Source organism: Secundilactobacillus collinoides DSM 20515 = JCM 1123, assembly GCF_001435975.1.
GTDB classification, from domain to species: domain Bacteria; phylum Bacillota; class Bacilli; order Lactobacillales; family Lactobacillaceae; genus Secundilactobacillus; species Secundilactobacillus collinoides.
Window position 1 is genome coordinate 1 of sequence record NZ_AYYR01000043.1, and the last position, 20,148, is coordinate 20,148.

A 20,148-nucleotide genomic window follows, 5' to 3' on the forward strand; every position below is an offset into this window, starting at 1 on the left:
CCAAAAAAGCCAATAACCACACGCCTTTGGCGTGATTATTAGCTTTCAAGTTTCAGATAATAATTAAAAAACGTCCCGGAAACGGCAGATTTGTCGTTTTCAGGACGTTTTTTTGATTATTTTTTATATCCCAACGCATCCATCGCCTTTTCAGAATTTGCGGTGTATGAGAAGTTATGGTGTATCCGTGTCTTAGACCACGCATCGACGTAACCCATTCGCTGATAAGTGCCTAATATACTATATTTCTTTGAACCCAACTTCTTAGTGTAAGTCCAAAAGGCCAAACCATCGGTAAATCCACCGGGAATTTGTTTATTAATATTCGGCAAATTATACCAATATCGACTCTTACTAAAAGCGTTGCTCTTAGTCACATAGAGTTGCTTGTAATTCTTCGCCGATGAAGTCAAAATAGTTGTCTTCTTACTTGTCCGTTTCCCAGAATTGTTCGCCGTCCAACCCGTGACGGTGTGTTTCGTCAGCGCAATCACGGAATAACGCTTACTTGAGTTTGGCTGGTACCAAGTGCCCCTTAACTTTGCTGGAATTGTACTATGGCTGGAAGCCTGAGCAGTCGTTCCAACAGCAAACAAGGCAGCGCCTAACGCAATCGCACCAATAATTTTATGATTCATAACCATGTCTCCCCCTTGTATTTACTAATCACTAAATTAGTTTAATCGTACATCAGTGAGCAGTATAAAACTACAAGGAGATAACAAATCTAAATTAGCATCCCAATAAATCTCTTTGAAGGTGGGTATTTCCAATTATCACTCATAGAAAAATGTTTACCAACATACTCATTTAGAATATTAACCCACAAAATCGTAAATCAATTTCACTAAAAATATAACTAATACAATGATAATGATTGGTCGCGCAATTTTTGCCCCACCGCGTTTAAAATACCAGGCGCCGATAAAATTGCCCAAAATACTGAAGACGCCAGCAGTTAATCCCAGTAAAATCATCACCTTGCCACTGAATAAGAAAACGGTCAGCGCAGTCAAATTAGTGGTTAAATTAATGACCTTAGTGGTGCCGGCAGCCAAATTGATCGGTAACTTAGCCAATCCAGTCAGTGCCAACAACAGAAATGTGCCAGTACCAGGACCGTAAAACCCGTCATAAATACCTGACGCTAAAGCAATTAACACAGAATAGAGCAGCTGTTTGCCAACGATCTTTTCAATTTTTAGGCTCACGGCACTTAAGGACTGTTTGTTGAGCATCAGATAAATAGCCGTCAGCGGGAGGATAACGGCTAAGATAATTCGAAAATAGAAATCTGAAATATGTAAAGCTAAACGCGCACCAAAAAAGGACCCAATTAACGCCGCCACTATGGAAAGACATGACAGTTTCAACCGCATATAACCGCTTCGCGCGAATTGAAGCGTTGAAATCATTGTCCCCATTGCAGAAGAAAGCTTGTTCGTACCAATCGCAATGTGGGCCGGCATGCCGGTCATGATGTATGCGGGTAGCGAAATTAAGCCGCCCCCGCCGGCGATAGAATCAACAAACCCTGCCAAAAATACCAACGGGCAAACAATCAAAAAAGTTACCACTGTAACCACCCCTGCACTTTGAACTAACTCTAACAGTACCACAAAAGAATATGGCGCCCACCAAAATAATGGGGCATATCAGTTTTTGAACAGTTCGGTGTATGCGGACAATTAGGATTTGATCAGAATCGCAATTAAAAAGCGCAACACTGGCTAGCCGGTGTTTTATGTGAAACATAAAGCACCCATCGCAGTAAAACCGCCCCCCTTGTTTTATACTAAGTGCAGGGAGGTCGATACATATGAACAAAGCCAGACTAGAAGCATTCACCGACGCGGTCATCGCAATTGCTGCCACCATCATGGTCTTGGAACTGCACCCGCCAAAGTCCGATTCATTGCACGGCTTATTAACTGATTGGCCTGTGTTATTGTCGTACATCATTAGTTTTACAATGATCTATATCGTATGGTTCTCACACCATAATATGTTTAATAAGGCCAAAATCATTTCAACGCGGACTTTTTTGCTGAATGGATTGTGGCTCTTTAGTCTCACACTTGTCCCCTTCGCCACAGACTGGGTAGGTGAACATCCGGATGCCACTATACCTGAAGTCATATACTTAGCAGTGCTCTTACTTTGGTCGTTCACCTTTCAATTAATGGATGAGCAAGTCATCCGGGACAACCCTGATGTTAAACGTGACGTATCAAATAATATCATCTCGCGTCTACTCCTCTACGGTGGTTACATTGCCGGAATCATTTTAGCTGTCTTCTGGCCAATCTCAGCACTTTTCCTAGTCGGTTTGATTACAATAGTACTCACAATGCAGCTCGTCTCAATCGAACCCGTTAAAGAAAAGTGAATTAATTTTACTAAACGTTAAAAGATTGCGCGTGAAATAAAGCGCGATTTTGTTCACATCATACAAACGCCCCTAGCTAAGAATCCAAGATTGGACTTTCAGCTAGGGGTGCTTATATTGCCGGCGACTACCGCTTATTCCACGTTTAAGCCAGCTAAAACAAGAATACGCTTAGAATGCATGACCTATCATGACTTTTGGCACAACCTCACGCTATTAGTGTCGAAAAGGCAAGCGCTATTCATCCACAACCTCGAAAGCATCCGGATTAAGCAGCGCCTCTTTAACCACGGCCGATTTATGCATCAACCACAACGTGTAGCCCAGACTAGTGAAGAAAGTTAGTGACCAGACAGACCAGTCATTGTGGCCAGGATTGGCAACTGCATAGACAGCGAGTAAAGACTGAAGTGTTTCACTAAAAACGAGATGACCAATATTAACATTATCCAACGTCATTTGCGATACGTTCACTTCAAGCAGCAATTCTATGCCTAGAATGACGCCCCAACCAATTAGATAATACCAACCACCGCGCGCAGTAGCAGAATGCGAGTAAATTGGGATTTCTTTACCTGCCTTATTTTTAAAATAATACTTTGCAATATGTTCCTCACGCACACGCGTACCATGAGCTTGGAACCAGCTAATGAACAAACTAACGACAGCAATCAAGAGTACACCAGGGATGTCTCTTGTGTGCCAGCCTGAAATCGTGACGAGTTTGTACAACGCAAATAAAGGCAACACAAAATAGCGAAATTTATGAACATCACCGTAATTAAATTGCTGATAAATGAAATAGACCAAAACACCAATGTTTAAAAATAATGCCAAAGTCTAACCCCCGTTCACACATATTGAATTTAGTATACAGCTTCTGTCAGTATACCGACACCACAGCTACTTACCAGAAGATAATTGGATAAGTGCTTGAAGCTGAATGAGTCCATTTCGCAACTCAGTCAGACTACTGGTAGCCGACAGCGACACCCGGATAAATCGATGGCGCGTGTCGTGACCAACCCGAAAATGGTCATCAAACAACACCAAAATATTGGCATCGCGGAGGCGTTGCTGTAAAACAGTGACCTGACAATCATCCGGTAAGGCGATCCACCGGTGCAGACTAAGACCCTGCGTGTTGCCGATGGCTAGCGCATCACAAATTTGATTAGCCTGTTGTATTTGCGCCACTCGGCTCTTAACAATTTTTCGAACTTTACCGGACAAAATCAAATCGGTCATCATGATTGCGTCAATTGTCGAGACCTGCGACTCCAGATCAACGAAGGTGTGGTGCAGCCGTTGTTCAAATTGCGCATCACACGCAATAAATCCCAAGCGGATTCCCGGTGCAATCGCTTTTGAAGTACTAAATATCCCAATCGTTTTGCTGGGTGCTAATTCCAGTAGTGCCGGACCAGCATCCGGTTTTAAGAATCGAAGGTAGTCGTCTTCAATAATCAAAAGGTCATGCGCCATTGCCAGATCTGCTAATGCATGACGGCGCCCCGCGGACATCATCAGGTTCGTTGGGTTGCTTCGAAGCGGCATCACATAAACGCCTTTAATTCGGCGTGACACCAGCTGTTCGGCTAAAATATCAATACGCATGCCGAACCGATCTTGCGGAATCGGCATGAGTTCAATGCCAACCAGTTTCGCCAGTTCTATAAAGTTGGAATAAGTATACTCATCAACAGCAATCGCGTCGCCCCGAGCAAACAAGCCCATCATAATGGTCGTCAATGCACTCTGCGCGCCCGTCATCATCAATATCTTGACGGCTGGACTTGGTGTAATGCCCAACAAGGATAACCATGTCTTACCAGCTTTTGCCCGGTTCAGCGCATCGTTTTCCCGATCATAGGAGAACACCTTGGCGACCTGCAAATCATTGAGTTCGTCGTGGATCAACCGTGTCACTTGCGGATCTTGGTCATGGAATACATCGACGAAACCAAGGTTGATTGCGCGGTTCGGTACCCAATCATGAAACACCGTCTGGTCAACGTTAGCTTGGGGCGAAACAAACGTGCCTTTCCCCTTGATTGAATACAGAAGCCCCTGTTCAAAAGCCATTTTATAAGCCCTTGTCACCGTCGTAAAATTAATGTCTAAGTAGTAAGAGAGTTCCCGTTGTGACGGCAGTCTAACGTTTGGTTCTAGCACGCCAGTCATGATATCACGCGCTAAAAATCGAAATAGACTCTTGTAGTATGGCCGGTCAAGCTGCTTGGTTTCCGGCGTCCAAGACAATTCATAATCATACATAATTCATCCTCCGTCACATTGTCTTGCATACACTTTTCGAATTGAATGTATGCAAACAAAATTGTAGTGTAAGTGTATCGAAGAAATAACTGGAAGACAAGCTTGATATTGATTGGAGGAATCACATGATTACTAGTCGCTCTAGACGCAATGACTTACAACCAAAAAATGGGGTCAACCGTGATTCAAAACGTTTTTTCAGTCCACGACAGGCCCGGCTGCAACCAGTAAAAAGGTCTCAATGCACACAAATTTGGACAGAAGGTTCCCAGTCCCACGCTATGTTAAAATGGCAATATCTCAAGTAAATTCCTGTTTAGAAAGAAGATTGGTATATGGCGTGGTCAAAAAATGGTGATTGGCAGGCCTACTTCAATCTGCCTGAGCATTACTGTGAAGATTATTTAAAAAAATTAGGTTTAGAACAACAGAAACCCGACCGCGCCTTTCTAGACGCGCTTGTCACTCAGCATCAACTGATGATTCCTTTTGAAAATTTGGACGTCACCGATTTCCACAAACCGGTTTCGTTACGTCCAGCCGACCTTTATCAACGCCTAATATTGGGTAAGCGCGGCGGTTATTGCTTTCAGCTCAATGGTGCTTTTTCGCTGCTGTTGCGTGCTCTGGGGTTCGACGCTTGGCTCTGTTTAGCTCGTCAATTGCAGCATGACGAATCTGTTCCGGTTCCGGCCACCCATTGTGCAATCATCGTGTACTTGAATGGGCAGCGGCTTTTCTGCGACGTCGGCTATGGTGGACCGGCCCCAATGACCTCTTTAGATATCGATAACGGGGCTGAACAATTGTCGAATCACGAGCTATTTTATTTCTCGACCCAACCTGTCCAAAATGGCGTGTCTTCAACTCACCCGGGATGGATCACCCTGGTTCGAAAAAGCACAACCAGCCGCACTGAGCGGGCGTTAGAACAATTCACGCCAGTCAATTTTTACCTGGAAGATTTTTATGGTCTTAGTCTGATGCGCTCATTCGGCGATTCAGCCTACGAAACCCGTCACGTTAAACGCCGTTTGCCTGACGGCTACATCGATTTGACGGCCGACATTTTAACCGTAAACCACCATGGCGACCGCACGACCGAAACCGTTTCAACGGAACAGTTAACCACTGTTTTAAAACAGTATTTTGGTATTGAACGATGAAGAAGAGAAAAATGGAGGACATGCAAATGCGAAGAACTGACCGCGAAATTACAGATTTAACCACTATGGAACAAATCATTGCGAATGGCCACGTCATCACCCTAGGCATTAACACCGCTGACGCTGCGCCATACGTGGTACCAACCAATTATGGGTATGAATTCGATCAGGATAAATTAACACTCTACATTCACGGTGCACCAGTTGGTAAGAAACGGACCCTGATCCAGGCCGATAACCGAGTATCGTTTAACATTGTGACCAACACGGCACTGTACCAGCCAAACGATGATAAGCTCAGCCACTATAGTTATTTCTATCAAAGTATTTACGGCGTCGGCAAAGCTGTTTTGGTTTCTGATCTAACTGAAAAGGAACACGCGTTACGGCTCGTGCTGAAACACGAAGTCGGTCATGATGTCCCGGGAAATATTGATCCGCACGATTTGAAATATGTTGGTGTGATTCGCATCGATGTTGCGTCGTTTACTGGCAAGCAGCATGCTCAGCCAAGTGGACCGGAAAAATAATGGGATAGTAAAAAGGTTACTTGCCTGCTTGAGCTTTGGATGCTCAGGTGGCTGGTAACCTTTTTTGTGGTTTTTGTTTTTAAGGTTGAGGCTAGAGTGTTTTGGGGCGTGCTTGGTTTTTCAATTTGTTGAAGGCTAGGGGATTTCGGTTTAGGCACTCGATTTGATGGCTTTTTTGCTGAAGGCCCCCTTTTTTGTCGTGTGCTCCTGTCCTTGGGAGTATGCGTGTAGTAGAAGACTAGGGGATTCTGTTTAGGCACTCGATTTGATGGCTTTTTTGCTGAAGGCCCGTTTTTCGTAGTGCACTCTTGTCCTCGAGACTAAACGTGCTGCAGAAGGCAAGGGGCGGCCATATAAGGGACTTTGGCAAAAAATCCAGGCCCGGGATTTTCTGCCAAAGTCCCTTATATTCTGCCCCTTAAGCGCCTTCTTCCGCACTCTACAACTTTGCCTTCCTCATATCCTCTTCCATTCTAAACACGCGTTTCTCAAAGACGCGTCTCAGAATCATGATGGCTGTGAAGAATAGGACGAATACCAGCAGCATTAACACATCGTGCCAGACCACTGGCCAGTTTGGCGTTGTCATGACCTCCCTAAAGAGCTGGATGCCATACGTGAACGGCATGAACGGGGCCAGTGCTGCCAAATCCTTTGGCACGACTTCCATTGGGTACACCCCGCCCGTTCCGAACAGCTGGATCAGCATCAGCAGGACGATCACCACCTTGCCGGCATTCCCCAACATAAAGACTAAGTTGAACATCATCGTGGTAAAGGTCAGGCTCACCGCGTAGAACGCCAGCAGGAACAGGAACCAGTGAACCGGCCTGACCCCCAGCAGCATGACGCCGATATAGGCGAAGGTGGCTTGAAGAAAGCCCATTGTGAGGTAGATGGTCAGTTTGCCAACGTATGATTCAAACGCATTTGGTCGGTGAAGGCCATTTTTCGTGTCCGGCAAAATGTACTTCCACGCAATAATCGTGGACAGCAACAGCGACCCGATCCATAGAGCTAAAACGGTGTAGAACGGGGTCATCTGCCAGCCGAAGTTTTTCATCGGATAGATTTCCTTGGTTTGCAATTTGATTGGCGAGGAGAGGATCGACGATAGGCTTGGGTCGGTTCCCAGCAGTTTGATCAACGTATTGAGGTTCTTTTCGTTGAGGAAACTCATCTGGCTGTCTAACGTCTTCAATGTCGTTTTGATCTTACCCAACCGGGAACTGATATCACTGGTCTGTGACGTGGTGATAGTCCCCGCGTTAGCCATGGCTTTCAACTCAGGCAAAACCGATTTCATAGAGGAAACGACCTGACTGTTGCCGTTGAGATTTTCATTCAGGGTGCTGTTAACACTGTCTAAGGCTGGGCTGGTAGTGGCGTTGAAGTCCGTGTAGGCGTTATCCAAATCCGTGTTCAACGTGTTTGCTCCAGCCTTGAGCTTTTTGATCAACGACTGCTGTTTTGAACTGGAATCGGTCGCCTTCAACTGTTTCGCCAGTGCCTTTTGTTTAGTCACATTCTGTTTTGCCGTACTGATGGCTTTAATCAGCGAAGTTGTGGTGTTATTTGGAATAAAGTTGTTAATGATGTCCAACACGCGTAGGTTATCGCTCAGCGTGTCATTGATGCCGTTTAACAGCGAAGTCGTCGTTGAAGACGTACTGTTTAAGGTAGTGGCCGATACCGCTCCCGATGGCAGCGCATCGAGTGTGTTCTGTAGCTTCGTGCCCTGAGTCTGCAACGAATTAATGCCATCAGCCAAGTTCGATTTCAGCGCACTATTGAGTTTCTGCGTGGAATTGTTTAACGATTTAGTGCTGGAAATAACATTCTGCAGGTCATCGATCTGACTGGAGATCACCGGAATGTTGGTTTTGACTTCCTTCAGGGCGGCCTTCGTTTTCAAATTCGTTTTATTGACGTCGGCTAATGTGTTCTGCGTCTTGTTGATCGTCTTGATTGCATCCGTCAGCGAACTGCGAATCTGCAGGATTTCTGGTTTCTTAGTCTTCACCTGTTCGCCAGCGAGGTTAGCGACCTGTAAAATCTCCTTACTCCCAGTCTTGATGAAGTTCTGTCGAATCGTGTCGGTCAGTGTCTCTTTGGCCTGACCGATGATCTTGGTCGCCGCGGGATTGAGTTTTTCGTTTGATTTATAAATCACGTTCGGTTTCTGAGGGTCACTGGTCGCAAACGTTGCCAGTTTAGACGAAAAGTCATCCGGAATCTCGATCATGGCGTAGTACTTCCCATTTTCCAACCCGTTATTAGCTGCCCAATCGTTAGTGAACACCCAGTGAATGGCGTGATTTTTGTGCAACTGCTTAATAATGCGGTCACCAATGTTGAACGACTGCCCCTTCAGCGAGCCCCCTTCGTCACTGTTGACCACGGCAATTTCCAGCCGGCTGGTATTCTTGGGTGAGTATGGGTTCCAGGAAACCTGAATGTTTAACACCGCGTAGACCATGGGAATAAGCGCAAACGCCAGCAGCGTGATCCAGATAGATCGGCGATGGAAAATATTATAAAAATCTTTTTTGATGAGCGATAAAATATTGTGCATAGTATTCTCCATAGTAAGAGTTTGAAAAAAGCGATTTGAAAGTTAGAAAGGCTGCTGGCGCGGCAACCCATTGTAGTCATGCAATCATCATTAAAACTGGCACTGCGTTCCGCCTAGAACCAGGCGTTGACACTGACTGAATCCATTCACAGGCACAGCAGGCAACCATGCTAAAACCAAACGAAAGCATCACCCTGAAACACAGCGGTTTCAAGGCAACGCTTAGTTTTGTGTCGTTTAATTAAAGAGACTGTGGACCCAGCTGACAATGTTGGCTACGGTCGTGATACCGGAACTGACATCGCTTTGCACCGTGGTAATGATCGTCTTCAATGTCGCAATGTCTGAACTGTTGGTCAGGCTATTCTTCAGACTTGTTAAATCAGAAACCAACGTGGACAGTGTGGTATCGCTGTTCAGCGTATTTAATAAGGAAACGATTTGGTTATAGGTCTTCGTTGATGTCGAATCGATCAGCCCAATCAGTTTATTAAACTGCTGCAGCTTCGAAGTTGTATCAATGATGCGCACCAGATGGCCGCGCCAGATCCAGCCCTTCACCTTGCCGTTACCGTTCTTAACGTAGTAGTAAACGGCTTTATTCCCATTAGCCTTCCGCACAGTGTCAGACTTTGTAGCGTAGAAGGTCGTCAACGGATAGTTATCCGCGTTGTGGGCTTTCTTTGTCAAATGCGCTGAGGTATATAAATACCCGCTTGTGGCATGGTATGGCGTCTTGGTCAATGTTCTGGTTGATACGATCGTGGCGCTCTTTGTCTTGGCTTCCACTTGAGTTGTTATCGTGACAAGCATCAAAACAGTGGCGAGGAGCGCAACAAGTAGGGCTGGCTTCTTCATAAGTAATTACTCCTTTTAAAAATTGAATAGTCAAGTTATTATAGATAAGTTCAACGAAAAAATAAAGGCTGTTTTCGGTAATTCAATGTGACACATTATACCACCAAAACCGGTGCATTCTGGATTGTTCAGCGGGTTAACTACTTGAATTGTCAAAAACATTACCGTTTCAAACGCCCATATGAAGCGCTTTTTGCCCTTATTTAGTACAATTATATAGCAAATGTTTGATTTGTTGAATCTTAACAGGTGTTCAATACTGTTCACCAAGTATTTGAATTTAACGCGTGACTAACCTAAACTATTTAGGAAGCGCGAAAATTGCCATTATCGTCAGTTATTATAGGGAGAAATTAATGCAAAACGTCAAAGCAATTTATCAACGAGACCTGCGAGCGATGCGCTCGTCGCCGTTTGTGATCATCACATTTCTGGCGTTGTGCATCCTGCCGAGCCTCTATACTCTAATCAATGTGCGGGCCATTTGGAACCCGTATGATACATCAGAAATTAAAAATATTCCCGTCGCCGTAGTGAATAGGGATAAGGGTGCCACGTTAGCGGGGAAAAAACTGAATGTCGGTCAAACCGTGGTCAACACCTTAAAAAATGACCATCAGCTGAACTGGAAATTTGCCTCCGCAAAGACTGCCGCAACGAAACTCCGCAGCGGTCAATATTACGCGGAAATCGTGATTCCAAAGAATTTCTCGAAATCGCTATCCAGCATTGCCGGCAGTCACGCGCATAAGGCTAAACTCGTTTATCGGGCCAACAGTCGGGACAGTCCCATGGGTGGCAAAATCACCGAAACTGCGGCCAAAACGCTGGTTAATCAAGTTCAAACAAACTTTCTGGAAACGGTCAACACCACGATTTTCTCAAAGCTGAACCTGCTGGGTGATAAGGCACAGAGCCAAAAAGCAGAAATTTTGGAATTGAAAGACTGGATCATCACCCTCAGTAACAGTATGGATCTGGCTACGGGGGCGTTAAGCGAAATCAATCAAACCTCAACCAATATGGCTGCCATTCTCACCGGATTGAAACCAGTTATGACGGCCTCACAGAACGTGGATGTCCTGCAGACCACTAACACGGAAACCATCTCATCCCTGCATTCGGTTCAGAAAACGATCAACAAAGCGTTTACCAGCCTCAACACGAACCTCACCAGCGCAAATTCGAGTGCGTCGCGATTGAACAACACGCTGAAACAACTGAATTCGGAGGTCGGCTCCAGCAGCCGAAGTACGGTGAACACAACGCTGAACCGTGCCATCTCGCAAGTTGATCTCCTGAAGGGTCAAGTCACTCCGCTGCAATCATTTCTCAAAAGTGTTAACAGCCAGTCGAAACTGCAGGGGTTGACCGGCCTCTATAACACGCTGGGCAACGCAGTCACGCTCTTGAATTCGGTAAAAACACAACTCAAATCTCTAAAATCAACACTGAGCACCACTGGTAAACTCACGAGCAGCGATATCAGCAGCACACTGACCAGCACCCAGCAGATTACCAGTAATTTAAATTCCGCGCTGAGTCAGTACAACACCTCAGTAAAGGGCCATTTAAACAGTATCAGCAGTAATCTGATCTCCGCGGTGACTAAGTCGCAAACCATCTTAAGCGAGCTTCAGCAGGCTAAGGGTATTAATCAGGACTATCTGGACAATGCCATCAAGGGTAACAAGCTGATTGCATCCAGCACTGCAGACCTCGATACCAAACTTACCAGCTATCAGGACGATATCAAAACGATTGCCAACCAGCTGAAACTGACTAACGACAGTGATATCGTTTCAATCATTACGGTCCTGCAAAACAATCCAAAGACCATGGGTAACACGCTGGTCTCCCTGTTCAACGTCAAGGATGAAAGCATCTACAAGGTCAGTTCGTTCGGCTCGGCCTTTCTGCCAACCTACCTGACGCTCTCCATCTGGGTCGGCTGCACGATGCTGGTCATGGTGCTCCACACCACGATTCCACGAGAAAACCGCCGTTTCAGAAACATGACCGTCCACGAAGAGTACTTCGGCAAGATGTTGACGTTTGGGACCATTTCACTGATTCAAACAACCATCATCATCTTCAGTGCCGTTCTATTACTGCACGTTCAGGTGGAAAGCCTGTTCATCATGTTACTGTTCGGCTTCCTAACGTCCATTCTGTTCACAACAATCGTCTTCACCCTGGCATCGACCTTTGGCAACCTAGGCAAAGCAGGCGTCATCTTCCTGGTGGCCCTACAGCTGGCCGGTTCCGGGGCACTCTACCCGATTCAATTGAACCCGTTATTTTACCGCGTCGTCTACCGTTTCTTCCCGTTTGCGTACAGCGTAGGCGGCTTTCGTGAAGCAGTCGGCGGCCCGAACATGGAAACAGTGTTCACCGACGCGTTTGCACTGCTGTTAATGATCATCGTCACCCTTTTGTTGGGTTACTTCTTGAAGGCGCGGCTGCAACGCTTTACACGACGAATTTTGTCCGACTTTAGTAAAACTGGATTGGGGCAGTAATATAAGACGAGACATTGAGTTGTTGCAAGCTGCAATGCCGACAGAACAGTGTCAGTGTCATCTTCAAACAAAATAGCTAGGCTGCGCTTGTGCCTGACTAGTCAAAAAAGACGCAATCACGAATCCAATTTAGGATTTAGGATTGCACCTTTTTATTTTGAGGGTAAAACCGTACTTTATCACCGTTGTTATTTAATCAGATCCTCCAGCGCATAGATTTGCTGAAACACCCCTGGTTCCTGTGCCCGATTCACGGTGTGGATGGTGCTGTCCGGACGATTTCGTTTGGTGTACAGCACCTCTGGAATGTAAACGTACCGGCCTGGCGTTTTGGCAATGAATGTCGCTGTAAAGAGGTAGTCCTCCGCAATGTGCAGGGAGGTATCAAACGTCAGGTCGATTGCCTGCAAAGCAGTGCTGCTAAAAGCTTTGTTCCAGATGTAGCCGCCGACTTCCGTACCGTGATTGGAGGCTTGGCGAAACATGCTCTTTTGGTCGAGCACAATGGCGTGGTGCGACTCACGCGCCCGGTCTACTGAGCGGCGGCGCCAGTCGTACCCCACAGCCGACATGACCGCATCCTGATCCAGCCCCTCAGCCAGTGTTTCGACAAAAGTCGGTTTAATCATGTCGTCACCGTCTACAAATGCGATGCCGTCACCGGTCGCATGTTCGATACCAAAATTACGCGCCACCGACACGCCCTTGTGCGGTAATTGTTCCACATGAAACATTGGGATGCCCCTTGCAAAGTCCGCTAACGTTTCCGCAGTCCCATCCGTCGACCCGTCATCCACCAGCCAAGCCTCGAAATCCACCGTTTGTTCCTTTAGATTACCCAGTATTGCTTTCACGTACGAGCCCAAGTTATACGTGGGCACTACAACCGTTATTTTCATCGTGTATCACCTCGTTTTTGCGGCCTATTATCCCCCGAAACACGACTTAATCAACCGATTAGCTTGTACCATTTAGCACGAATTTCCAGCGTTGAACAACTGTGGTAAACTGAATGTACCTTAACTATTAGGAGCAAACAGAAATGATCTCATTAAAATCATCTCGCGAAATCGAGGGCATGGCCAAGGCTGGCAAAATTCTGGCCGGCATGCACATCGCATTACGCGACATTATCAAACCCGGCATCACCAGCTGGGACATCGAAAAATTCAGTCTAAAATACATTGAGGACCACGACGCCACCCCGGAGGAAAAGGGGTTCGAAGGCTACAAGTACGCCACCTGTGTCTCCATCAATGATGAAGTGGCCCACACTATGCCGCGGAAGGGGCTGTTGTTGAAGGAAGGCGACGTGGTAGCCGTTGACACCGTGGTGAACTGGCACGGTTATCTGGCCGATTCCTGCTGGACGTTTGCGTGTGGTGACCTCTCGCCACAACGTCAAGCCCTCATGGACGACACGCTAAAGGCCCTTTACTTGGGAATTCAACAAGCCGTTGTCGGCAACCGGGTCGGCGACATTGGCGATGCAATCGACAGCTACGTTACCGCTAAGGGTTACGGCAACGTTAAGGCATTGATCGGCCACGGCATCCAGCCCACCATGCACGAAAACCCAGACGTTCCCGCCTATGGCGAAGCAGGTCGCGGACCCCGTTTGAAAGCCGGCATGACCATCTGTATCGAACCGATGATTACCACCGGAAGTTCGGACATCGTGGCCAAGCAAGATCCTGGTGACGACTGGGAGTTCTACGTCACCGACGATGGCTCAGACTGCGCTCAGTTTGAACACACGATTGCCATTACCGAAGATGGCCCGCGGATTTTGACTAGTCAGGACGCCGAGATGGACGCTAAATATTTGGCAATGTAACTCAACAAAGATGTTGTATAAGAGTTTCCAGACTGTCATTCAGTTCTGGGAACTCTTTTTTGCTGTTTGAAAATAATTACTTGCACTATATGTCGTCACGACCTATACTAGAAAAGCTGTATTTTTAAGTATCGGAGGCATTTATGTACGAATTATTAATTTTAATTATGTTAACATCCCGTGATATGTCGGGTTACAAACTGCGTCAAATTCTCGGCAGTACACTGGTGCCGCGTCGAGAGATCTCCAATGGCGTCATGTACCCGATGCTGAACAAGATGGCTGCAGCCGGCCATATCACGCTTCACCGAGAGGACGATGACCCGCGGGCCAAAAAAATCGCGTCCATTACTGACGAAGGTCGACAACGACTGCAGGTTCTTATGGCGCAGCCCATCGAGATGGATGCCAAACGCGAATCCATGTTTCGATTTAAGCTCCGGGGGCTGGGGACCGTGGCAGTTGCCAAACGCGCCTCGATCCTTGCCGATTATGAGACTGCCGTGCGAACCGACCGCGCTAGTTTTGAAACCACCTATAAATTGTTAACGGAAAAATTAATGTATCAAGTTAGCGACAAAACTGTTTTAAAGTGGTCCGCACAATCGTTAAAACTCAGCATCAATATCTGCGATACCAAACTGGCCTGGATCAGCCAGTGCCAAAATGAACTACAGGGGGAAATGTAACGATGCAAGCAACTAAAAAAACATCCACCGCACAATGGATCGCCTTGGGTGCCATGGGATTAGGGGTCTTCATGGGACTTTTAGACGTCACCGTTGTCAACGTGGCCTTACCCACCATGGTCAAAGCGTTCAACACAACGTTTACAAATCTGCAGTGGGTTCTAAACGCCTACACACTGGTTTACGCGGTCTCGTTATTGATCATGTCAAAACTGGGCGATATGTTCGGCCGAAAAAAGGTGTTTCTGACGTCAATGGTTATCTTCGTGATGGCATCTGCCGTCAACGGCCTATCCAGCAGCCTGCTCATGCTCGACATCAGCCGCGGCGTGCAGGCCATCGGCGGTTCCGGGATGATGACGCTGTCAATGGCGCTGGTGGCATCAAACTTTGATGGTCGGGCACGGGGCACCGCGCTGGGTATTCTGGGGTCGATCATCGGTCTCTCTAGTGCGTCCGGTCCGCTGATTGGCGGTTATTTGGTCGAACACTTCGGTTGGGAATCCATCTTCTACGTGAACGTACCCTTTGGAATTCTCGCCGTCATTCTCACGGTCATTTACGTCAAAGAAACGCCAAGTTATGGGAAAAACCAGCGTATTGATTTCATCGGTATGGCATTATCAACGGTGAGTTTGTTTGCCATTGTTTACGGCCTGATCGTTAAAGAAGGTCATCCGCACTGGGATTGGACTGATGGTCGCGTCGCTGGTTGGCTCATCGGCGGCCTCGTGCTGCTGATTATCTTTATCGTGGCCGAAAGCAAGATCAAGGAACCCATGGTCAACCTGAAGATGTTCAAGAGTGCCCACTTTGTCGGGATCGTCATCGTGGCCTTCACACTGGGTGCCGGTATTTACTCGTACAACACATTTTTAACGGCCTTAATGCAAAACTATATCGGCTATTCCGCCATCCAAACCGGGGTTCGGCAACTCACCATCAGCGTCTGGTCACTGATCTTGGGTCCCGTCACTGGTATCCTGAGCGCCCGTTATTCTAAAAAATGGATGATCAGTCTGAGTATGTTTTTGGGCGGTATCGGCTTTCTGTTACTGGCAAACGCTATCGGCCCAAACGTCAGCTTCGTTGACCTGTGGCCCGGGATGGTCCTGATGGGGATCACAAACGGGATGGTTAACCCGTTGCTCAACACAGCCGGCCTGGAAGGTATTGCACCGCAAGAAATGGGCATGGCCTCTGGTCTCCTGAACGTCTTTCGTCAAATCGGGATCACCGTTGGGGTCGTCGGCCTTGGACTCGTTCAAGACACCCGTTATGAATCTTACCTGAACGGTCATCTAGGAAGTATCAACATGCCGGCAAAAACCTTGCACGCGCTGAAGGAAGCACTGATTTCCGCTGGACCATTCTCCGGTCACGGCATCGCCTTCTCAGAACGCTTAAGTCGCGCGCTGTTTGCGCAGGACTTCCAGCGAATCGTCGTGCACGCATATGATAACGGCACTTCCGCCCTATCTCTGGGTGCAGCTGGCATTGCCATCGTTGGTGGACTAGCAGCTGCATTGTTGCTGCGAAACCGGGAGAAATCGACGGAAATTTCGACTGCTGAAGAAGATAAATAACGATACAGTTTAGTCGAACAGTCATTAAAAAAGTGATCGCAAAAAAATTCATAATCGTTTTGTCAATTCTAGCCGTCAATTTTCATCAGATTAAATGGTCATCCATTTGTACTCATTTTGACTGGTAATTCCCACCATATCAATGCTATAGTGGTTTGGTGACATTTTAAGGAATCGAGGGGAGTCATCGTGAGTATATCGAAGGGTAAAGCCAACACCATGCTGATCTTTGCCGCTATTATCTGGGGTGCCGGCTACCTATTTTCAAAACAAGCCACCAATGCAGGAATGCATGCGGGTACCATCAACGCCATTCGAGGCCTGATTTATGCCGGGGTTGCCTACCTGGTGTTCCACAAGGCCATCAACCGCATGACCCTAGTTGATTTTCGCGTGGGCTTGACCGCCGGCATCATCAACTTTTTGGGGTATCAATTTCAAACCATGGGCCTGATGTACACCACACCGGCCAATAACGCGTTTCTGACCGCAATTTACGTCGTGATGATTCCGATTATCATGTTCGTCTTCTTTCATAAACGACCCGAACCTAAAACGTACCCGGCCATCATTATCTGCATGGTCGGTATGATGTTTCTAACGGGCATTATGGATCACGGCGTGTCACTGCACATCGGTGACCTGCTCACAATAATCTCGGCTTTGTTCTATGCCCTGCAAATTGTCTACTTTAGTTTGCCCGCAACGGATATGAATCCCTGGGTCCTCTCCTTTATGCTGGGAATTACGCAGGGTGTTTTGGGGCTGGTTGATTCACTGATCTTCGAACATGCTTCATACGCCGGCATTGATTGGAAAGCTGGTATTCTGCCCGTTGTCATCTTAGGAATCTTCTCCTCATTTGGCGCGCAAACACTGCAGGTCGTCGGCCAACGGTTCACCGATGCCACCCCAGCGGGTATCATTTTAATGACGGAATCCATGTTCGGCAGCATTTTCTCTGTCGTTTTCGATTTCGAACCGTTTACAGCGAACCTATTAATTGGCGGCGTGCTGATTATGATTGCCCTGCTGGTCATGCAGCTGGATTTTCGAAAAATATGGCAGCAAAAACGCACTTAACTGAAATCTACACCTCTGGCCAGCATTCGCTGCCGGAGGTTTTTTTGATTTAGTGATAAGTAAAAAGCAGCAACCAACGGAATCGGTCACTGCTCTCAGATTTGATTAGCCCAATGAATCCACAGCAGTTTCAATCGCTGTGTCACCACCAGTAAAGCTAATAATTTGTTTGATTGTCTTATCGTCGTGCAACGCCACGACCGCTGCCTTAGCAACGTCGTCACGGCTCACTGTCTTAGCGCCGTCTTCCAATTTATCCTGAGCGTTTACTGTGATCTTACCAGTCCCAGCCTCATCGCTGAGCGTACTTGGCCGCAGAATCGTGTAAGCCAAGTTTGTATCATTGATCAGCCAGTGATCAGCGTAGAATTTTGCCGCGTAGTACGGCCGAATTGCATCCGCCCAAGTTGCCCGACTGCCAGTGCCCATAGCGCTAACCATGATAAACCGTTTGATACCGGCCTGTTCGGTCGCCTGCATGGCTTTCACAGCGCCGTCCAGGTCGATCAGCATCGTGCGGTCATAACCGCCGCCACCGGCACCAGCACTGAAGACCACTGCGTCGGCACCCGTCATTAACTGAGTGAGGTCAGCAACCGTAATTTGCTGAATGTCTAATAGTGTTGGCGTGATGTGCGCCCCGGTAAACGTGTTGAACTGTTTTTCATCACGCAGGCCAGCCAGAACATCATCACCATTGTCGTTTAACTGATTAACGATCCGTTGCCCCACGCGACCGTGCGCGCCAATTACTAAAATTTTCATGGATGCTGTCTCCCTTACATTAAATTAGTACATCAATTTATTATACCGATAAATCAGGGTAACAACAATGAAACAGCTCTACGCGGTGTTCCGCAGATAAAGTCCAACACCGAGCAGGACGACGACACCGCCGAGAAATTGCAGGCCGCTGATTGCCTGACCGAGAATCAGGGCGGCTAAAATAGATGCACCTACTGGTTCGCCAAGCATGCTCATAGAAATAACCGTTGGGTTGATTTTCCGCAGCAACGCGTTGTAAATGACGTGAGCCAGCGTGGGGAAAATCGCCAGCAACCAAAAAACTAGCCAATCATGACTGCCGTAGTGCATAATCGGCGTTTCGGTCACGAGATTGAACAGATTAAGCATGATACCAGCAATCAGAAAAACTAGAAAGCTATAGGTCCAAAATGAAATCTTGCTGACCACGCGCTGCCCCAGAAACATGTAACCAACCAGCGCGATGATACACAGTAGAGACAAGCCATCACCCACCAACATCATCAGATCAGCGTGACCGAAGTCGCCCCAGGCAACGAAAACGATACCGCTGATTGAGATCAACATTGCAATCACAGCCGTACGCGTCGTCCGCTGACGGTAAAAAATGAACCCGCCAATCATCGCAATTACCGGCTGCATGGCCGTAATGATGGTCGAACTCGCCACACTTGTCAGTTGCAAAGATTCAAACCACAACCCAAAGTGGGTCGCTAACAGCGTTCCTGCACCAATGATCATACCCCAATCCCGTGTTGACAGTCGTCCCCAATCGTGACGGTAACGCCACGCAAACGGCAGTAATAGCAAGCTCGCAAGATACATTCGATACATACTCGTAATGGTTGCCGGCGCGGTGGACAATTTCACGAAAATAGCCGCGAACGAACTGGCCATCATGGCGAAAATCAAGAGCATAACGGTTTGTTTTTTCAATGGCATCACCTCCCTTTCACAACCAGATTAATAGCTTCTATTTTACCATGGTGACGGTCACTATTTTCTAATAAAAATACGCTCAATGTATTAGCACAAAGGCACCTTTATTTTCGGACAATCGTAGGAAGCACGTGGAACAAAAAATGGTTTTGCTCGCAGAAGAGAAGAGGCGCCAACCAAAACCCCAAATTTGAGGTTTTAGTTGGCGTCTCTTCTCTGGCCGGGAGTGACTTTTTTGCGCGTTTCAACGAGATAAACTGAAAGATAGGTTTAGAGATGTTTAGATGTTATATGAACTTTTGACCTAGTACCGGGTCCTGCCTAAATGTCCATTAACGACGCTCGTAAGTCATTTCCACAATGCCGTTAGCACTCACTTGCCGCGTCAGGCGCAACAAGACAGTGGCCCCATCGTCAGCAAACAGCCGGGTTCCGCTACCCAAAATAACTGGTAATATTGCCAGGTGGTACACATCAATCAAATCAGCACGCTGCAGTGCTTGAACCACTGAAGCGCCGCCATTGATCCAAATTGTTTCACCGCGCACAGCTTTTAATTGTGCCGCCAACGTTACCGGATCAATCGTTGTAAACACTACATTTTCCGTGCTTGCCAGTGATTGGTGAGTGATGACAAATGTTTGTTGATCAGGGTACGGCCACGCGTATGGTGCTAGGTCGGTTACGATTTGATGGTACGTTGTCCATCCCATGATAATCGTATCAACCGTTTTTAAAAACGGCGTATAGGTGTCGACACCTGCTGTACTGGGCTGTTCGCCTGTCATCCAGTCAACCCCACCGGCTGTATCAGCAATGTAACCATCTAGGCTTTGACCAATATACAGAACTATTTTTCGCATGATTGTACCCTCCTAACTGGTAATTCTTTCTCTAACAGTGGTGATCACTTGTTTCATATGAAACATTTA

General features: G+C 47.1%; 18 protein-coding genes. 8 read left to right on the top strand and 10 right to left on the bottom strand.

Features of this window, described 5'->3' with window-relative positions; translation table 11 throughout:
- Window positions 1-116 precede the first annotated feature (116 nt).
- Entirely contained in the window at window positions 117-638 is a 522-nt protein-coding gene (locus tag FC82_RS07370; protein ID WP_056996632.1) for a hypothetical protein, read from the bottom strand.
- A gap of 180 nt (window positions 639-818) precedes the next feature.
- On the bottom strand, window positions 819-1,577 hold the full coding sequence (locus FC82_RS07375) for a sulfite exporter TauE/SafE family protein (RefSeq protein WP_056996633.1): 759 nt from the start codon (window positions 1,575-1,577) through the stop codon (window positions 819-821).
- A 242-nt stretch (window positions 1,578-1,819) separates the two neighbouring features.
- Here FC82_RS07375 and FC82_RS07380 point away from each other — a divergent pair, with 242 nt between their 5' ends.
- Window positions 1,820-2,389, top strand: a complete 570-nt coding sequence (locus tag FC82_RS07380; protein WP_054758974.1) for a TMEM175 family protein — start codon at window positions 1,820-1,822, stop codon at window positions 2,387-2,389.
- A 237-nt stretch (window positions 2,390-2,626) separates the two neighbouring features.
- On the opposite strand, the gene FC82_RS07385 is transcribed toward FC82_RS07380, so the two are convergent.
- Together FC82_RS07385 and FC82_RS07390 are read right to left on the bottom strand one after the other, a co-directional pair.
- Entirely contained in the window at window positions 2,627-3,226 is a 600-nt protein-coding gene (locus FC82_RS07385) for a hypothetical protein (protein ID WP_054758972.1), read from the bottom strand.
- 66 nt (window positions 3,227-3,292) lie between these two features.
- Window positions 3,293-4,666 carry an aminotransferase-like domain-containing protein gene (locus tag FC82_RS07390; protein ID WP_056996634.1) on the bottom strand — a complete coding sequence of 458 codons (1,374 nt, stop codon included), beginning with the start codon at window positions 4,664-4,666 and terminating at the stop codon, window positions 3,293-3,295.
- A gap of 335 nt (window positions 4,667-5,001) precedes the next feature.
- Between FC82_RS07390 and FC82_RS07395 the strand changes: the two genes are divergently transcribed.
- Window positions 5,002-5,832: an arylamine N-acetyltransferase family protein gene (locus FC82_RS07395; RefSeq protein WP_056996635.1), complete on the top strand. Its 831-nt coding sequence runs from the start codon at window positions 5,002-5,004 to the stop codon at window positions 5,830-5,832.
- A gap of 26 nt (window positions 5,833-5,858) precedes the next feature.
- The gene (locus tag FC82_RS07400; RefSeq protein WP_054758964.1) at window positions 5,859-6,362 is read left to right on the top strand and encodes a pyridoxamine 5'-phosphate oxidase family protein; all 504 of its coding nucleotides are present in this window, start codon (window positions 5,859-5,861) and stop codon (window positions 6,360-6,362) included.
- 439 nt (window positions 6,363-6,801) lie between these two features.
- On the opposite strand, the gene FC82_RS07405 is transcribed toward FC82_RS07400, so the two are convergent.
- The gene (locus FC82_RS07405) at window positions 6,802-8,937 is read right to left on the bottom strand and encodes a YhgE/Pip domain-containing protein (RefSeq protein WP_056996636.1); all 2,136 of its coding nucleotides are present in this window, start codon (window positions 8,935-8,937) and stop codon (window positions 6,802-6,804) included.
- A 237-nt stretch (window positions 8,938-9,174) separates the two neighbouring features.
- Window positions 9,175-9,795, bottom strand: a complete 621-nt coding sequence (locus FC82_RS07410; RefSeq protein ID WP_054758958.1) for a hypothetical protein — start codon at window positions 9,793-9,795, stop codon at window positions 9,175-9,177.
- A 356-nt stretch (window positions 9,796-10,151) separates the two neighbouring features.
- Here FC82_RS07410 and FC82_RS07415 point away from each other — a divergent pair, with 356 nt between their 5' ends.
- Window positions 10,152-12,317, top strand: a complete 2,166-nt coding sequence (locus FC82_RS07415; RefSeq protein WP_056996637.1) for a YhgE/Pip domain-containing protein — start codon at window positions 10,152-10,154, stop codon at window positions 12,315-12,317.
- A gap of 188 nt (window positions 12,318-12,505) precedes the next feature.
- Here the strand turns inward: FC82_RS07415 and FC82_RS07420 are convergent, their stop codons facing one another.
- Window positions 12,506-13,216 carry a glycosyltransferase family 2 protein gene (locus tag FC82_RS07420; RefSeq protein ID WP_054758951.1) on the bottom strand — a complete coding sequence of 237 codons (711 nt, stop codon included), beginning with the start codon at window positions 13,214-13,216 and terminating at the stop codon, window positions 12,506-12,508.
- A gap of 143 nt (window positions 13,217-13,359) precedes the next feature.
- Here FC82_RS07420 and map point away from each other — a divergent pair, with 143 nt between their 5' ends.
- From map to FC82_RS07440, 4 genes are all read left to right on the top strand, one after another.
- On the top strand, window positions 13,360-14,154 hold the full coding sequence (map, locus tag FC82_RS07425) for a type I methionyl aminopeptidase (protein ID WP_054758949.1): 795 nt from the start codon (window positions 13,360-13,362) through the stop codon (window positions 14,152-14,154).
- Window positions 14,155-14,297: 143 nt separating this feature from the next.
- Entirely contained in the window at window positions 14,298-14,843 is a 546-nt protein-coding gene (locus FC82_RS07430; protein ID WP_054758947.1) for a PadR family transcriptional regulator, read from the top strand.
- A 2-nt stretch (window positions 14,844-14,845) separates the two neighbouring features.
- Window positions 14,846-16,429 (top strand): MFS transporter, encoded by a 1,584-nt coding sequence (locus tag FC82_RS07435; protein WP_056996638.1) that lies wholly within the window; start codon window positions 14,846-14,848, stop codon window positions 16,427-16,429.
- 189 nt (window positions 16,430-16,618) lie between these two features.
- Window positions 16,619-17,512 (top strand): DMT family transporter, encoded by an 894-nt coding sequence (locus tag FC82_RS07440; RefSeq protein WP_191982800.1) that lies wholly within the window; start codon window positions 16,619-16,621, stop codon window positions 17,510-17,512.
- 105 nt (window positions 17,513-17,617) lie between these two features.
- Here the strand turns inward: FC82_RS07440 and FC82_RS07445 are convergent, their stop codons facing one another.
- The 3 genes from FC82_RS07445 to FC82_RS07455 form a co-directional block, all read right to left on the bottom strand.
- Window positions 17,618-18,277, bottom strand: coding sequence for an SDR family oxidoreductase (locus tag FC82_RS07445; RefSeq protein WP_054758944.1), 660 nt, complete (start codon window positions 18,275-18,277; stop codon window positions 17,618-17,620).
- A 78-nt stretch (window positions 18,278-18,355) separates the two neighbouring features.
- On the bottom strand, window positions 18,356-19,213 hold the full coding sequence (locus FC82_RS07450; protein WP_082620256.1) for a DMT family transporter: 858 nt from the start codon (window positions 19,211-19,213) through the stop codon (window positions 18,356-18,358).
- 335 nt (window positions 19,214-19,548) lie between these two features.
- Complete coding sequence (locus tag FC82_RS07455) at window positions 19,549-20,079, bottom strand: dihydrofolate reductase family protein (RefSeq protein ID WP_054758942.1); 531 nt, start codon at window positions 20,077-20,079, stop codon at window positions 19,549-19,551.
- Window positions 20,080-20,148 lie beyond the last annotated feature (69 nt).

What these genes read in the sequence shown, in the direction of transcription:
- FC82_RS07390 (WP_056996634.1), bottom strand. Translation starts at nt 4,666, where the DNA reads ATGTATGATTATGAATTGTCTTGGACGCCGGAAACCAAGCAGCTTGAC.
- FC82_RS07445 (WP_054758944.1), bottom strand. Translation starts at nt 18,277, where the DNA reads ATGAAAATTTTAGTAATTGGCGCGCACGGTCGCGTGGGGCAACGGATC.
- FC82_RS07405 (WP_056996636.1), bottom strand. Translation starts at nt 8,937, where the DNA reads ATGCACAATATTTTATCGCTCATCAAAAAAGATTTTTATAATATTTTC.
- FC82_RS07435 (WP_056996638.1), top strand. Translation starts at nt 14,846, where the DNA reads ATGCAAGCAACTAAAAAAACATCCACCGCACAATGGATCGCCTTGGGT.
- FC82_RS07400 (WP_054758964.1), top strand. Translation starts at nt 5,859, where the DNA reads ATGCGAAGAACTGACCGCGAAATTACAGATTTAACCACTATGGAACAA.
- FC82_RS07410 (WP_054758958.1), bottom strand. Translation starts at nt 9,795, where the DNA reads ATGAAGAAGCCAGCCCTACTTGTTGCGCTCCTCGCCACTGTTTTGATG.
- FC82_RS07380 (WP_054758974.1), top strand. Translation starts at nt 1,820, where the DNA reads ATGAACAAAGCCAGACTAGAAGCATTCACCGACGCGGTCATCGCAATT.
- FC82_RS07395 (WP_056996635.1), top strand. Translation starts at nt 5,002, where the DNA reads ATGGCGTGGTCAAAAAATGGTGATTGGCAGGCCTACTTCAATCTGCCT.
- FC82_RS07430 (WP_054758947.1), top strand. Translation starts at nt 14,298, where the DNA reads ATGTACGAATTATTAATTTTAATTATGTTAACATCCCGTGATATGTCG.
- FC82_RS07455 (WP_054758942.1), bottom strand. Translation starts at nt 20,079, where the DNA reads ATGCGAAAAATAGTTCTGTATATTGGTCAAAGCCTAGATGGTTACATT.
- map (WP_054758949.1), top strand. Translation starts at nt 13,360, where the DNA reads ATGATCTCATTAAAATCATCTCGCGAAATCGAGGGCATGGCCAAGGCT.
- FC82_RS07415 (WP_056996637.1), top strand. Translation starts at nt 10,152, where the DNA reads ATGCAAAACGTCAAAGCAATTTATCAACGAGACCTGCGAGCGATGCGC.
- FC82_RS07370 (WP_056996632.1), bottom strand. Translation starts at nt 638, where the DNA reads ATGAATCATAAAATTATTGGTGCGATTGCGTTAGGCGCTGCCTTGTTT.
- FC82_RS07420 (WP_054758951.1), bottom strand. Translation starts at nt 13,216, where the DNA reads ATGAAAATAACGGTTGTAGTGCCCACGTATAACTTGGGCTCGTACGTG.